Source organism: Enterobacter sp. WI-ESBL-E8, from assembly GCF_053364895.1.
Genome location: NZ_JBRWXJ010000001.1, coordinates 2,044,275 through 2,059,181, shown reverse-complemented (window position 1 = coordinate 2,059,181; position 14,907 = coordinate 2,044,275). Strand labels below are relative to the sequence as shown.

16 protein-coding genes are annotated in these 14,907 nt (G+C 55.1%); 7 read left to right on the top strand and 9 right to left on the bottom strand.

Translation table 11 applies throughout. The annotated features are described in order from the left end of the window. Positions 1–25 precede the first annotated feature (25 nt). From pdxY to anmK, 5 genes are all read right to left on the bottom strand, one after another. Entirely contained in the window at positions 26–886 is an 861-nt protein-coding gene (pdxY, locus tag ACWHWP_RS09855; RefSeq protein WP_252000700.1) for a pyridoxal kinase PdxY, read from the bottom strand. 67 nt (positions 887–953) lie between these two features. Further along, positions 954–2,228 carry a tyrosine--tRNA ligase gene (tyrS, locus tag ACWHWP_RS09850; RefSeq protein WP_447855481.1) on the bottom strand — a complete coding sequence of 425 codons (1,275 nt, stop codon included), beginning with the start codon at positions 2,226–2,228 and terminating at the stop codon, positions 954–956. A 125-nt stretch (positions 2,229–2,353) separates the two neighbouring features. After that, the gene (gene pdxH, locus ACWHWP_RS09845) at positions 2,354–3,010 is read right to left on the bottom strand and encodes a pyridoxamine 5'-phosphate oxidase (RefSeq protein ID WP_024909355.1); all 657 of its coding nucleotides are present in this window, start codon (positions 3,008–3,010) and stop codon (positions 2,354–2,356) included. Between the two features lie 57 nt (positions 3,011–3,067). Further along, positions 3,068–3,391 carry a C-type lysozyme inhibitor gene (gene mliC, locus ACWHWP_RS09840; RefSeq protein ID WP_047348787.1) on the bottom strand — a complete coding sequence of 108 codons (324 nt, stop codon included), beginning with the start codon at positions 3,389–3,391 and terminating at the stop codon, positions 3,068–3,070. A 93-nt stretch (positions 3,392–3,484) separates the two neighbouring features. After that, positions 3,485–4,609: an anhydro-N-acetylmuramic acid kinase gene (gene anmK, locus ACWHWP_RS09835; RefSeq protein WP_447855480.1), complete on the bottom strand. Its 1,125-nt coding sequence runs from the start codon at positions 4,607–4,609 to the stop codon at positions 3,485–3,487. A gap of 255 nt (positions 4,610–4,864) precedes the next feature. Between anmK and slyB the strand changes: the two genes are divergently transcribed. Together slyB and ACWHWP_RS09825 are read left to right on the top strand one after the other, a co-directional pair. Next, the gene (slyB, locus tag ACWHWP_RS09830) at positions 4,865–5,332 is read left to right on the top strand and encodes an outer membrane lipoprotein SlyB (RefSeq protein ID WP_008500578.1); all 468 of its coding nucleotides are present in this window, start codon (positions 4,865–4,867) and stop codon (positions 5,330–5,332) included. 199 nt (positions 5,333–5,531) lie between these two features. Next, positions 5,532–6,893, top strand: coding sequence for an MASE4 domain-containing protein (locus tag ACWHWP_RS09825; RefSeq protein ID WP_447855478.1), 1,362 nt, complete (start codon positions 5,532–5,534; stop codon positions 6,891–6,893). Positions 6,894–6,929: 36 nt separating this feature from the next. Here the strand turns inward: ACWHWP_RS09825 and slyA are convergent, their stop codons facing one another. Further along, positions 6,930–7,370: a transcriptional regulator SlyA gene (gene slyA, locus ACWHWP_RS09820; RefSeq protein WP_024909359.1), complete on the bottom strand. Its 441-nt coding sequence runs from the start codon at positions 7,368–7,370 to the stop codon at positions 6,930–6,932. 186 nt (positions 7,371–7,556) lie between these two features. On the opposite strand from slyA, the gene ACWHWP_RS09815 reads away from it, so the two are divergent. Genes ACWHWP_RS09815 through ACWHWP_RS09805 form a run of 3 tightly spaced genes read left to right on the top strand, consistent with a single transcriptional unit; the run spans position 7,557 to position 10,689 of the window. Next, a complete protein-coding gene (locus tag ACWHWP_RS09815) occupies positions 7,557–7,793 on the top strand; it encodes a DUF1656 domain-containing protein (RefSeq protein WP_059312575.1) in 237 nt (78 codons plus the stop codon). Positions 7,794–7,795: 2 nt separating this feature from the next. Further along, positions 7,796–8,659 (top strand): efflux RND transporter periplasmic adaptor subunit, encoded by an 864-nt coding sequence (locus ACWHWP_RS09810; RefSeq protein WP_059312576.1) that lies wholly within the window; start codon positions 7,796–7,798, stop codon positions 8,657–8,659. After that, positions 8,656–10,689: an FUSC family protein gene (locus ACWHWP_RS09805; RefSeq protein ID WP_447855477.1), complete on the top strand. Its 2,034-nt coding sequence runs from the start codon at positions 8,656–8,658 to the stop codon at positions 10,687–10,689. The genes ACWHWP_RS09810 and ACWHWP_RS09805 overlap by 4 nt, the downstream gene beginning before the upstream one ends. On the opposite strand, the gene sodC is transcribed toward ACWHWP_RS09805, so the two are convergent. The 3 genes from sodC to ACWHWP_RS09790 all read right to left on the bottom strand — a co-directional run bounded on the left by sodC (position 10,668) and on the right by ACWHWP_RS09790 (position 12,451). Further along, positions 10,668–11,186, bottom strand: coding sequence for a superoxide dismutase [Cu-Zn] SodC (gene sodC, locus ACWHWP_RS09800; RefSeq protein WP_447855476.1), 519 nt, complete (start codon positions 11,184–11,186; stop codon positions 10,668–10,670). The two genes, ACWHWP_RS09805 and sodC, sit on opposite strands and share 22 nt — an antisense overlap. Positions 11,187–11,266: 80 nt before the next feature. Beyond that, entirely contained in the window at positions 11,267–12,163 is an 897-nt protein-coding gene (locus tag ACWHWP_RS09795) for an aldo/keto reductase (RefSeq protein WP_447855475.1), read from the bottom strand. Positions 12,164–12,211: 48 nt separating this feature from the next. Continuing rightward, entirely contained in the window at positions 12,212–12,451 is a 240-nt protein-coding gene (locus ACWHWP_RS09790) for a DUF1289 domain-containing protein (protein WP_008500587.1), read from the bottom strand. Positions 12,452–12,600: 149 nt separating this feature from the next. On the opposite strand from ACWHWP_RS09790, the gene eptA reads away from it, so the two are divergent. Next, positions 12,601–14,226, top strand: coding sequence for a phosphoethanolamine transferase EptA (gene eptA / locus ACWHWP_RS09785; protein ID WP_447855474.1), 1,626 nt, complete (start codon positions 12,601–12,603; stop codon positions 14,224–14,226). 41 nt (positions 14,227–14,267) lie between these two features. Further along, positions 14,268–14,867, top strand: coding sequence for a TetR/AcrR family transcriptional regulator (locus ACWHWP_RS09780; protein WP_047348797.1), 600 nt, complete (start codon positions 14,268–14,270; stop codon positions 14,865–14,867). Positions 14,868–14,907: the final 40 nt, after the last annotated feature.

The following is a 14,907-nucleotide window of genomic DNA, read 5'->3' as shown; positions in this document are numbered from 1 at the left end:
CGTGCAAGCGCAGCGCGGACGGTGTCTAAAGCTGCGTTGCGCTGAAATAGTGCTCCGGCTTCGCGATACGATCCTGTGCCGCAACCACCTGCAGTTCATATTCCTGCATCGCTTTCGTCGCAATCATGATTTCATACACTGCCGCTGTGACATGCTCCAGCGCGTCGCGCAGCGTTGCCCCCTGCAGCAGTTTAACCAGCAGCAGACCGCTGGTGACATCACCAACTCCTACCGGCTGCCGCACGCCAAAATCCACCAGCGGACGGCTGATATGCCAGGCGTCGTCTTTCGTCACCAGCAGCATCTCAAAACGTTCCTGGCTCATCCCCGCGCGCGCGAGGTGTTTTACCAGTACAACCTCTGGCCCCTGGGCTATCAGCTCACGAGACGCGCTTACCGCCTCTTCCACGCTGTTCACCGGACGCTCGCAGAGAATTTCCAGCTCGACCAGGTTTGGCGCAATGATATCGCTGGCGGGCAGCGCATGGCGGACGTGGAACTCGGCAACGCCAGGTGCCACGATGCAGCCTTTTTCCGGATGCCCCATGACCGGGTCGCAGAAGTATTTTGCCGACGGGTTTGCTGCTTTCACCTGGCGGACGATGCCGAGGATATGCTCCCCCTGCTCCGCCGAGCCCAGGTAACCGCTCAGTATGGCGTCACAGCGCTTGAGCTGGTCGATATCGGCAATCCCCTGCACAACCTCGGTGAGGTGCGAAGGCGGCATCACGCAGCCGGTCCATTTGCCGTACTGCGTGTGGTTGGAAAACTGCACGGTATTGAGGGGCCAGACGTTGACGCCGAGGCGGCGCATCGGGAATTCCGCTGCGCTATTGCCAGCATGTCCAAAAACAACGTGGGACTGAATGGCGAGGATGTTCTTCATTTTTTGCTTACCAAACCCTGAAAAAACAAAAAGGGGCGTGGTTTCCCACGCCCCTCGAGACTGTTAATTATTTCCAGCAGACAAGGCAGTAATTTTTCTTACCGCGACGCAGCAGAGTGTAGCGGCCATACAGACGGTCGCCGTCAACGAAGGTGTATTCCGGGTCAGCCTGTTTTTCACCGTTGATGGTGATCGCGTTAGAGGCGATGGTTTTACGCGCCTGACCGCGGGAAGGCTGCAGCTCAGAGTCCACCAGCGCCTGCATCAGGTCCGCCCCTTTTTCCATCTCAACCATTGGCACGCCGTCCTGCGCCAGCTGTTCGAAGTCCGCTTCGCTCAGATCGCTCAGGGTACCGTTGAACAGGCTTGCTGTAATGCGTTTTGCCGCGGCCAGACCGTCTTCACCGTGGACCAGTTTGGTCACTTCATCCGCCAGCACGTACTGAGCACGTGGCGCTTTACCGCTGTTCTTGTCTTCTTCTTCCAGAGCATTGATTTCTTCAATGTCCATAAAGGTGAAGAACTTCAGGAAGAGGTAAACATCGGCGTCCGCCGTGTTGATCCAGAACTGGTAGAATTTGTACGGGCTGGTTTTCTTCGGATCGAGCCATACCGCGCCGCCTTCAGTTTTACCGAATTTGGTGCCGTCTGCTTTGGTGATCAGCGGAACGGTCAGACCAAAGACCTGGTTCTGATGCAGGCGACGAGTCAGATCGATACCGGAGGTAATGTTACCCCATTGGTCAGAACCGCCAATCTGCAGGGAAACACCGTGCAGTTTGTTCAGGCAGGCAAAGTCATACCCCTGCAGCAGGTTGTAAGAGAACTCGGTGAAGGAGATACCCTGGTCGTCACGGTTCAGACGCTGCTTCACGGCTTCTTTGTTAATCATCTGGTTAACAGAGAAGTGCTTGCCGATGTCACGCAGGAAGGTCAGCACGTTCATGCTGCCAAACCAGTCGTAGTTGTTTGCGGCAATCGCGGCGTTATCACCACAGTCGAAGTCGAGGAACGGTGCAACCTGTTTGCGGATCTTATCCACCCACTCCTGCACGGTATCTTCGGTATTCAGCTTACGCTCGGCGGCTTTAAAGCTTGGGTCGCCAATCAGACCGGTCGCGCCGCCCACCAGGGCAACAGGCTTATGGCCTGCCATCTGGAAGCGTTTCAGGCATAACAATGGAACAAGATGCCCCAAATGCAAGCTGTCAGCGGTGGGATCGAAGCCGCAATAGAGCGCGATCGGGCCTTGCGCCAGTCGCTCTGCTAACGCTTCCTCGTCCGTCACCTGGGCCACGAGGCCCCGCTCTTGCAATTGTTTAATCAAGTTACTGCTTGCCATCAAATTCTCCATGTATAAACGACTGCACCTTTGCCGGTACACGACTTTTCGCCTGATGCGAAAGGACCATAGAATAAAGCGCAAGCGCGGTGTGCGCTAGCGCTTAAATCAACAAATTTCGGGGATTACGGTGCCAGTCTGTCGATTTTCCAGCCGCCATTCTCACGCTGGTATAAAAAGCGGTCGTGCAGGCGATGTTCGCCGCCCTGCCAGAACTCCATCTGCTCAATCGGGATACGGAAACCGCCCCAGAAACTCGGCAGAGGAATTTCACCCTGCTGGAACTTCTGCTTTAGCTCGAGGAATTTACTTTCCAGCACGCCGCGGGCAGAAATGCGGCTGGACTGTTTTGATACCCAGGCGCCAATCTGGCTGTCACGCGGACGGCTGTGGAAATATTTCACCACTTCCAGCGTCGAGAGACGTTCCGCTTTGCCTGTCACCATCACCTGACGTTCCAGCATGTGCCAGGGGAACAGAAGACTGATACGCGGATTGTTTTCTAAATGATGCGCTTTGCGGCTGCCCAGGTTGGTATAGAACACCAGTCCTTTCTCGTCATAATGCTTGAGCAATACGATGCGCTGATACGGTTGGCCGTTTTCATCTACCGTCGCGACAACCATCGCCGTTGGGTCGGCAAGTTTCGCTTCGCAGGCCTGCTTCAGCCAGCGTTCAAAAAGCACGAGGGGTTCAGCGGGAAGGTCCTGACGGCGCAGGCCGCCTTTGGTGTATTCACGGCGCAGATGCGCAATTTGCTGCAGTTCGTCGTTATCTGACATGGCGTTAGCTGACATTGAGATTGGGTGGCGCTATTGTGCGCCGCCCCTGTGAAAATCTCAACGCTTCGGGTTTTCGAGCTGGCAATTATTCAGCACAATACGGTCGCGTTTGTAGACCGTGGCGCTGTCGCCTTTTGACCAGAACACATAGATACCGTCGGTATAGCGCGCGCCGGAGGCCGACATCCCCTGCTTCAGCGTCAACAGCTTATTGTCGTAAACAAAGCTGGCTTCCTGGCGCGGATTATTCAGCTTCACGGTCAGCGGTTTTTCGTCGCAGCGATACTCCAGCGTATCGGTCTGCATGCGCTCAACGAGTTGGTTATAGACGCTGCATCCTGACAGCAATAAAGGGGCGGCAATAAGAAGAAGTTTTTTCATGGGCGTATTCCGAAGACTTTCCTGGTCCTGGAGGGCATGCCTGCCCTCCTGTTTCATTCCATTCTAACGACGACGCGCCGCGCTGAATTTCAGTTAACTCTGATTATGACGCGGATTGGCCGGGAAGATCGCCCCGAGAACGCTCGCCTCGTGCGCGCCGGTTACCGAGGGCAAGTTGCCCGGCAGTCCGGCAATGGTGCGCCAGGCAAGCCAGGCGAAGGCCAGCGCTTCCATGTCATCCCCACTGATGCCGGCTTCATCGGTCGTCGATACTTCGGTACCCGGCAGTAGCCCTGCCAGACGCGCCATCACCAGCGGGTTGCGGCTTCCGCCACCGCACACCAGCAGGCGTTCACATCCGCCGCTGAGAAGCACCTGTTCGGAGATCGACACGGCCGTGAGCTCAGCAAGCGTCGCCTGAACATCCTGCGGCGCGAGTGCCGGGAATGGCGCCAGCTGGCGCTCAAGCCAGCTTAAATTGAAGTATTCACGTCCCGTGCTTTTCGGCGCCGGTAAGGCAAAATAAGGATCGCTCAGCATGGACTGCAACAGCGGGATAATCACTTTCCCCTCGCTCGCCCACTCCGCGTTTTTATCATACGGCTGGCCGCACTGACGCCAGATCCAGGCATCCATCAGCATATTGCCGGGGCCGGTATCGTACCCGCGGACCGGCTGCCCCGGGATAAGCATCGACAGATTAGCAATCCCGCCAATGTTGAGCACCATCCGCCGCTCTGTTGGGTGTGCCAGCAACGCCTGATGGAACGCCGGGACCAGCGGCGCCCCCTGACCGCCAAGCGCAATGTCGCGACGGCGAAAATCGCCGACCACCGTGACGCCCGTTTTCGCCACAATCTGGTTGTTATCGCCGATTTGCAGCGTATGCGGGGCATCGCCGACGGGCTCATGCCAGACCGTTTGTCCGTGACATCCAATGGCCACTACATCCTGCGGACGAAGATGTTCTTTTTGCATCAAAGCCTGCACCGCATCCGCAAACAGCGCCCCCAGGCGAACATCGAGTTGTCCAAGCTGGGAGAGGGTCAGCTGCTGCCCCTGACAGATACTCAGAATATCCTCTTTCAGTGAAATGGGGATTGGCCAGGTCAGGCTCGCCTGCTGCGCCACCATGTTTTCGTCAATGGCGGCCAGAACGACATCTACTCCATCCAGACTGGTGCCTGACATCACCCCAATGTAGCGACCCGATTTCATGCGCTTTCCTTACGTTGCGTGGGCTAAGGATATCCACTCAACCATAAACGGCGCCGCTTTGCCATCCGGCGATAATATTTTTTAACAATGTCAGACGGGTAGCACGGGCGGATCCTGTTTATGTCTCGTTAAGTCAAATTCAAGTACAATTTTCCTATTGTTAGTGCAAAGATATGAACTATGGCCCCTTATGCCATATAATTTAGCCATTACGGATGCCCCCGATGGGGCGTTTTTGGTGAACAGGAGATTCAAATGATTTTACGTGTACTGGGCGTTTCGCTGATTGGTTTAACTCTGGCTGGCTGTGTGAACGACAGTTCACTCTCTGGCGACGTTTACAGCGCTTCTGAAGCGAAACAGGTTCAGAACGTGACTTACGGTACCGTTGTTAACGCACGCCCTGTACAGATTCAGGGTGGCGATGAAAACAACGTGATGGGCGCCATCGGCGGCGCCGTTCTGGGTGGTTTCCTGGGTAACACCGTTGGCGGCGGTACTGGCCGCTCTCTGGCGACGGCCGCAGGCGCCGTTGCAGGTGGTGTAGCGGGCCAGGGCGTTCAGGGTGCGATGAACAAAACTCAGGGCGTAGAGCTGGAAATTCGTAAAGACGACGGCAGCACTATCATGGTTGTACAGAAACAAGGCAGCACCCGCTTCTCTGCAGGCCAGCGTGTTGTTCTGGCAAGCAACGGTAGCCAGGTGACCGTTTCCCCACGTTAATAAAAAGTGGATGTGGTCATTCGACCACATCCATTTACAATATATATCACTCTCACAAATATATTTACAAAATACATTCACCCCATCAATTATTAATCACACCGTATATTGTTTCTGCGCAAAGTATTTATTGCACTAATTGTTTAGACTGTTCGCAATTACCTTTTCTTCATTGATCATAATTTTGTCAGAAACCAATATGCTTGCGAACCGTCGTTCTCAAAAGAGTCGTTATATCGCGTTCTGCCTCGGCTGCATTGTTGTCATCGGGATATTACAAACTCTATTTTTAAAACTCGTTGAACGGGTTCCTTCCTTTTCACCGCTTTTATTCCCTACGCTCATCATTTTCTTGCTGGTGTTTCACCTGTTTATTGCCTGTTTTATGGCGATGAAATACTGGTGTGACAGAAGACGCATATATCTGATAGCGATCGCTTTCGCCTTTGCCGGTTCGGCATTGCTGATGGTTGGAACGCTGTCCAGCTTCCCAGCCTGGCTCGACCTCTATCAGTTCAACGTCGTGAACTACAACGATGCGATGATCTACTATATGTTCCGCCATCTTTTAATGGCGGTGCTGATAATCATTGCAGCAATACTCTATACCACGCGCGATTATCCCGTTTCCCGGCTGGCGCATATCTCCATTGTGAGCGGTGCATTTCTCTTTACCGCCTGCACAGTGGGCCTGGCCTGGATCTATTCCAGCCATTCACCACTGTTATCCATTGACCTGGTTGATAACGAAACCCGTCAGTTTATGGTTCTCTGGAGCCAGTTCATTAATATTTCTTTAATTGTCCTGTGGGTGGTGACATTAGCAACGCTGATGTTTGTCACGCGCGTGCGCAATTTATTCTGGGTGGGCGGTAATTTTCTTTGCGTCTGCTATATCGTCACGCTATCAATGCTGCTCGCGGGCGGACATGCCGAAGATATATCCTGGTATCGCGCCCGGTTATTTGAAACGGTCGCCACGCTGCTGATTATTTTTGTGCTGCTCTACGATGTCTTCAGGCTGTATCGCGATTCGCACGTAAAGTATCAGCAGTCCTATCAGAACTCGATCCGCGACCCGCTTACGCGCCTTTATAACCGCAGTTATTTCTATGAATCGTTAAACCAGGCGCTGGATATCGCCAAAGCCAACCGCCCTGTCTCCGTCATCGTCAGCGATCTCGATCGCTTCAAGCGTATCAATGACACCTACGGGCATCTCCAGGGCGACAAAGTCCTGCAGTTTGTCGCCAACCTGCTGATGGATTCCGTGCGCCCGCAGGACATCGCAGCGCGCATAGGGGGGGAAGAGTTTGTTCTGATGCTGGCTAACACCTCACCAGAGGCGGCATTCCAGGTGGCGGAACGCATACGGTTAAATCTGAGCAGCTTCGATAGCGCCAGCAGCGGGGGGCAGTTACCGGAGCCGATCACCATCAGCATGGGAGTGTTTACGGCAACGTCATCGGCGATAACCGCGGAAACGTGCGTGGAGAATGCCGACAAAGCGATGTATGAAGCGAAAGAGACAGGTCGAAATCGTGTGGTCGTCTTTAAGTAAAAAAAAGGCCTTGCTGCTGCAAGGCCTTGTTGTTCGTCAGTCGCGCGACTGCAGCTCATGGATGTTTTGCTCAAGGCGTCCAATGAGGCTGATGAGCATCTCCAGCTCCGCCGGTGAAACGCCTGACAGGATTTCACCGCGCGTTTTGGTGATCACGGCTTCCATTTCAGTGATGATAGGCGCCGCTTTCTCGGTAAGCTTAATCCGCTTAGCGCGACGATCGCTGGCGCAGGTTTGCCGGGAGATCAACCCCTTCTCTTCCAGCTGGTCAAGCGTGCGCACCAGCGACGGTTGCTCAATCCCTATCGCTTTTGCCAGCTGAATTTGCGACTGATCGGGCGGCAGCTGGTGAATGTTATGCAGCGTGACCCAATGCGTCTGTGTTAATTCCAGAGGTTTCAGGCGATGGTCAATCAGAGCACGCCAGACGCGTACCAACCTTGCCAGATCAGAACCTAATGGCGATTCCAATTTCATCTCCTTATAATTAGCTTGCTAAGTTATTATACTGATTTTAGAATAGTGTGCAGCATTTGTATTGCCAAAACAAATGCAATACTGCATTCATCGAACTTAAAAGTATGACTTACACTGAATTGTGATGCTTCATCATACTAAGACAAGCCAACGCGGCATTCTGTTCACTGCAAAGGATTTCTGCCCGTGACGTTTTTTCATCGCTCAGAGGGTTTACCCCTTCAGGACCTGATCTTCGGTGCGTCAGTCTACTTTCCTCCCCTGTTTAAAGCCGTTCTGGTGGGCTTTATTCTCTGGCTCATCGCACATCGTCTGCTTCGCGACTGGATGTACTCCGGCGAAATCTGGCATCCCATGTTGATGGATCTTTCCCTGTTTGCCCTCGCCGTATGCGCGGGCCTTGCTGTCTTGACGGTGTGGTGACTATGCCCCTGAAAACGCTGAAGTACTTTTCCACCCTGTTTGTTCTTGCCCTCGCGCTGGTTGCGGGCTGGTGGATGTGGAATTTTTATATGCAGTCGCCCTGGACACGCGACGGCAAAATTCGCGCTGAACAGGTCAGCATCACCCCTCAGGTATCGGGAAGTATCACGACGCTGCTCGTTAAGGATAACCAGTACGTTAAAAAGGGTGATGTTTTATTCCGTATCGACGATACCCCGTACCACATCGCGATTCTGAATGCCGAGGCGCAGCTGGCGAAAGCCCAGTCTGACCTGGCGAAAGCCAACAACGAGGCCAACCGCCGCCGGCATTTATCGCAAAATTACATTTCTGCGGAAGATTTAGACACTGCTAATATCAACGTGAAGGCTATGCAGGCGAGCGTCAACGTCGCCGAAGCCACGCTAAAACAGGCTCAGTGGGAGCTGACGCAAACTGTTATCACCGCACCAGTTGATGGCTGGGTGACCAACCTTTCCGCCCGCGTCGGGAACTATGCCACCACAGGACAACCCGTGTTTGCCCTCGTCGACAGCCACTCCTTCTACGTCGTGGGCTATTTTGAAGAGACCAAGCTCCGTCATATCCGCGAGGGGTCGCCTGCCGCGATAACGCTTTACAGCGGCTCGCAAAAGTTACAGGGTCACGTATCCAGCATTGGTCGGGCCATTTACGACCAAAGCGTTGAAACGGATTCAGGGCTGGTGCCGGACATTAAGCCGAACGTCCCCTGGGTGCGCCTGGCCCAGCGCGTTCCGGTTCGCGTGGAGTTTGATCGTTTACCGCAGGACATCACTCTGGTATCCGGCACCACCTGCACCGTCTCCATTGGAACCGGCGAGTGAAGCTGCCGGTTTTCTCCTGGCAAAACACGCCGTGGATGAAAGCGACGCGCTCCCAGTGGCGCTATGCGCTGCGAAATGGCATCGCCATGTGCCTTGCGCTGACCGTCGCCTATTACCTGAACCTGGATGAGCCCTACTGGGCGATGACGTCTGCGGCGGTGGTGAGTTTTCCCACGGTCGGCGGGGTGATCAGTAAAAGCCTTGGCCGCATCGCAGGCAGCCTGCTGGGCGCCACCGCGGCGTTAATTATCGCCGGCCATACGCTGAACGACCCGTGGCTATTCCTGCTGAGCATGGCGGCATGGCTGGGATGCTGTACCTGGGCCTGCGCCCATTTTACCAATAACGTCGCCTACGCCTTCCAGCTGGCGGGCTATACCGCCGCCATTATTGCCTTTCCGGTGGTTAACGTGCTCGACACCACCGAGCTGTGGGATATCGCTCAGGCGCGCGTCTGTGAAGTCATTGTCGGGATCCTCAGCGGCGGCTTCATGATGATGATCCTGCCCAGCACCTCCGACGGCACTGCGCTCATCACCGCGCTGAAAACGATGCATGCCCGCTTGCTGGAGCATGCGAGCCTGCTGTGGCAACCCGTTACCAGCGATGACATCCGCCTCGCGCATGAAAAGGTTATCGGGCAGATCCTGACGATGAATCTGCTGCGTATTCAGGCCTTCTGGAGCCACTACCGATTTCGCCGCCAGAACACCCTGCTTAATTATTTACTGCACCAGCAGCTGCGCATGACCAGCGCAATCTCCAGCCTGCGCCGGATGCTGCTCAACTGGCCAACGCCCCCTGAAAACACCCGGGCCGTGATTGAAACGCTACTCGCGGCCCTTGCGCGCCCGGATGCAGACACCTACACGATCGCGCGGATTATCGCCCCGCTCGCCCCGGTTGATGAGTACGACTACCGCCATCGCGCCTTCTGGCAGCGTCTGAACTACTTTTGCCGGCTCTACCTGCGCAGCAGTCGCTGGATTAATGCGGTCGAGAATGCGACCCCGTTGACAGAATTTAACGTTCCAGGCAGCCCGGCGCTTGCACGGCATACCGACTATCTGGAAGCGCTGTGGAGCGGTTTTCGCACCTTCTGCGCGCTGATGCTGGTGGGTGCGTGGAGCATCACCACGCAGTGGGAATCCGGTACGGCGGCCCTGACGCTTGCCGCCATCAGCTGCGTGCTTTACTCCGTCGCGGCCTCGCCGTTCAACTCCCTGACGCTCCTGCTGCGCACGCTGGTGCTGCTGTCGCTGTTCAGCTTCGTGGTGAAGTTTGGCCTGATGGTGCAGATAAGCGATCTGTGGCAGTTCCTGCTGTTCCTGTTCCCCCTGTTAACCACTATGCAGCTTCTGAAGCTGCAAATGCCTAAACTGGCGGGTCTCTGGGGACAGCTGATTGTCTTTATGGGTTCGTTTATCTCCGTGACGAATCCGCCGGTTTACGATTACGCCGATTTTCTCAATGACAACCTGGCAAAGATCCTGGGCGTAGGGCTGGCGTGGCTCGCTTTCGCGGTGCTGCGTCCCGGCTCCGATGCGCGCAAGAGCCGCAGGCATATCCGGGAGTTACGGCGGGGATTTGTCGACCAGCTCAGCCGTAAACCGCATCTGCATGAAAGCGAATATGAATCGCTGGTTTATCACCACGTCAGCCAGCTGAATAACAGCCAGGACGCGCTTTCACGGCGCTGGCTGTTGCGCTGGGGCGTCGTGCTGTTGAACTGTTCGCACGTGGTCTGGCAGCTTCGCGCATGGGAAACGCGTTCCGACCCGCTGTCGCAGGTGCGTGATGTGTGTATCTCCCTGCTGCGCGATGTGATGAGCGAACGCGGCGTCCAGCAGCGACCGCTGGAAACCACGCTGAATGAACTGCAGCGGATCTGCGATACCCTCGCACGGCATCATCTGCCCGCAGCCCGCGATTTGGCGTCGATAATCTGGCGCCTGCACTGCTCGCTGTCGCAGCTGGAACAGGCGCCGCCGCCCGGAACGATTGGGGATCAGATCACGCCGCAGGCATAACGTGCCCCGCCGCCGCCAAGCGGTTTAGGGCTATCGGACATATTGTCGCCGCCGACGTGGATCATCAGCGCTTTACCTTTTACCTCATCCAGCTTTTTCAGACGCGGCGCAACAACGGGCTCTGTGGCTTTACCGTCGTTATTCACCACCAGCACGGGCAAATCGCCCAGATGCCCCAGCCCCTCCGGGCCCTCATGCTTGCCGGAGTGCTGTGGATCAAGGTGACCTCCTGCCGCTTCGGCCGCAGACGGTTTGCCCTCTTTTAATGCGGGCTGACAGCTGCCTTTAGCATGAACGTGGAAACCATGTTCGCCGGGAGGGAGTGCTTTGAGGTTGGGGCCGAACTCCAGCCCTTTATCGGTTTCAGTGATTTTCACCGTTCCGATGGACTGGCCTACACCCTGAGAGGTGACGAGATTCATTTCCACTTCGTCGCTGGCTGCCTGCGCCCCTGCGCAAACAACCAGCGTGACCAGTGCCAGAGCAAAACGCTTCATATGACCTCCGCTGGTTATTTTTTGCCCCTTAAGTGTATACCAGGAGCAAAGATTTCACCGGAAAGTCACCGTCTGGCGGTTTATGGCACGTCGTAACCCAGCGCGGCCTTGCGGATGCGGAACCACTGCTGGCGGGTCATCTGCAGCTCTTCTGCGGCCAGCGCAGAACGCACGCGTTCGATTTTACCGGAACCGATAATGGGCAGCGGTTTTGACGGCAGGCGCAGGATCCACGCGTAAACCACCTGTTCGATGCTCTCAGCGTTCAGTTCGCGGGCGATGGTTTCAAGCTCGTTGCGCAGCGGCTGGAATTCATCATCATTAAACAGGCGCCCGCCTCCCAGGCACGACCAGGCCATCGGGCGAATGCGCAGCTGCTGCAGCTGATCGAGCGTACCATCCAGCAGCAGCGGCTGGTGTACCGGGGAGATCTCAACCTGGTTCGTGGCCAGGGTAAACGGCAGACGTGACTGAAGCAGCGCAAACTGCGCCGGGGTAAAGTTTGAAACGCCGAAGTGACGCACTTTCCCACTCTGATGCAGATTCAGGAAGGCTTCCGCCACCTCATCGGCATCCATAAGCGGGTCCGGGCGGTGGATTAACAGCAGGTCAATACGATCGGTCGCCAGATTGACCAGCGACTGCTCGGCGCTCTTGATGATATGCGCGCTGTCGGTGATGTAATGGCCGAGGACGTGTTCAGGTTTTGCCGTGGTGGCTATCCCACACTTCGTGACGATCTCCATGCGGTCGCGGAGAGCCGGAACAAGCTTGAGCGCCTCGCCGAAGGCGGCTTCACACAGGTAGCCACCGTAAATATCCGCATGATCGACGGTGGTGACGCCTAAATCGATATGCTCTTCAATAAAGCTCGCCAGCTGGAGGGGGGACATATTCCAGTCCATCAGGCGCCAGTAGCCCATCACAAAACGGGAGAATTCTGGCCCCTGGGGGGCAAGGGTAATTCGCTGAACCATAACATTTTCCTCAAGGACGTAATGTCATGAGTATACGCAATTACCGTGTTAAAAAAGTGAAGGCTGCTGCGGTTCTTCGGTCTCACCGGCTTTGTTTGCGCGTATTTTGCGCAGAAGTCGCTGTCGGCAAAGGCGAAGCACCTCTTGTTTTTGCGTGTCGCTAAAGTTTTGCCAGTTAAAACGCTCATCACGGGTACGCATGCACCCGCGGCAATACCCGCGTTCATCCACCTGACAAATACCCCGGCACGGGCTCTGGATGGGGAAAAACTCCAGCTGCTCTGCCACACTCACCTCCAGATAACCACTCTCACCTACAGTGAAGACGTTAAACGCGCCACGTGCAAGGGCTTTACCACAGATTTGTGGCATTAAGGTTTCACTAATCTTCCCTCTCTATACTCGGCCCATCAATACAATGACAGGTTTCCCGTTCGATGTGGTTAATCAAAAAGTTACAATGTAACGACATTAAATTTACTCTGGGCTGTGCACTCTTTTTTACGTTGATTAATGGGCTGTTTATCCAGCGCAGCTGGGCCATTATCGCCCCTGTACATCTGCACGACATCCTCTTTGCCGCGTCCGTACCGCTGGTGCTCTTCTGCGGCTGGGTGATTGTCTTTAGCCTGCTCAACATCCCGTATATCCGCAAGCCACTGCTGATTGTCTTAACCATCGGTTGCGCCGCGGCGACCTATTTTATGTACACCTACGGCGCGGTGATCGATCAGAACATGATTGTGAACGTGTTCGAAACCAACTCACAGGAAGCCACCGCCCTGGTCACCCCGCAGATGATTCTGTGGATTGCCCTTGCCGGCCTCGTTCCCTCGATGGTGCTGGCATTGACCCGCATCCGTACCGGAAAATGGTGGTATGCCCTGCTGACGCGCGTTGCCGCGATGCTCGGTGCCCTGCTGGTGATTATCCTTATTGCGGCGCTGTTTTATAAAGATTACGCGTCGCTGTTTCGCAACAACAAAAGCATCGTCAAAATGGTGACCCCGGCGAACTATGTCAGTGCCGTGGTGAAGTACAGCAAAATGCGCTGGTTTGCAGGCGATCAAACGCTGGTGCGGATTGGCGAAGATGCCCATAAAGGGCCATTAATTTCCGGTCAGCAAAAGAAAACCGTTCTGGTGCTTGTCGTCGGCGAAGCGTCTCGTGCGGCAAACTACTCCCTGAACGGTTACGGGCGTGAAACCAACCCGGAGCTGAAAAAGCAGGATGTGATTAACTTCCCGCAGGCCTCCTCGTGCGGGACTGAAACCGCCGTTTCCGTTCCCTGCATGTTCTCCGGCATGACGCGCAGCAAATACGATGCCGACCTGGCTCATCATCAGGAAGGGCTGCTCGACGTGCTCAACCATGCGGGCGTCAACCTGCTGTGGCGCGACAACGACGGCGGCTGTAAAGGTGCCTGCGATCGCATACCCCATACCGACATGACGCAGTGGAAGCTGGACCAGTTCTGCAAAGACAAATCCTGTATCGACGATGTCAATTTCTACCGTCTGGACAACGTGCTGGATGGCCTGAAGCAGGACACGGTGCTGGTTATCCACCTGATGGGCAGCCACGGCCCGGCGTACTATCGCCGTTACCCGGATAATTTCCGTAAGTTCACCCCAACCTGCGATACCAACGAAATTCAGGATTGCGACCATCAGGCGCTGATTAACACCTATGACAACACCATCCTGTATACCGACAGCATGGTCAGTAAAACCATCGATACGCTGAAAGCGCGCCAGGCGAGCATGAACACTGCCCTGATTTACCTCTCGGATCACGGGGAATCACTGGGTGAAAGCGGTATTTATCTGCACGGTACGCCGTACATGCTGGCACCGGAGCAGCAAACGCACATTCCGTTTATGTTCTGGCTGTCCCCGGACTATACGAAAAACTTTGGCATTAACGAACAGTGCTTACGTAACCACGCTGCAAAAAATGCGGTTTCCCAGGACAATTTGTTCTCGACCGTGCTGGGCATGATGGACGTGAAATCAAAGGTTTACCAACAGCAGCTGGATATTCTGAACGCATGTCGTCAGTAAACTCGCTTGCATTAGACCGAACGGTCTATTAGAGTGCGGGCATGAGCAGAAATACTGAACACGATACCCGCGAACATTTACTGGCTACCGGCGAGCGGCTTTGCATGCATCGCGGGTTTACCGGTATGGGGTTGAGCGAACTGTTAAAAACCGCCGAAGTACCGAAGGGGTCGTTTTATCACTACTTCCGGTCCAAGGAGGCCTTTGGCGTGGCGATGCTGGAGCGTCATTATGCTGGCTACCACCAGCGTCTGGCGACCCACTTTGCCTCGGGTGAAGGTAACTATCGCGATCGTGTTCTGAACTACTATCAGGAAACGCTGAACCAGTTCTGTCAGCAGGGCATTATCAGCGGATGCCTGACGGTCAAACTGTCTGCCGAAGTGTGCGATCTTTCTGAAGATATGCGCACGGCGATGGATAAAGGTGCCAGCGGCGTTATCGCCCTGCTGGCCCAGGCGCTGGAGAAAGGCCGCAATGAAAAAACGCTGGCCTTTTCCGGCGAGCCGTTAACCCAGGCGCAGGTGTTATATGCGCTCTGGCTAGGTGCTAACCTGCAGGCAAAAATTTCGCGCAGTGCCGTGCCGCTGGAAAGCGCGCTGGCACATGTGAAAAACAGCATTACTGCGCCTGGCGTATAGCAGGCGTTTTTTTTAACTCATTACTAGTCGACTGGTCTAC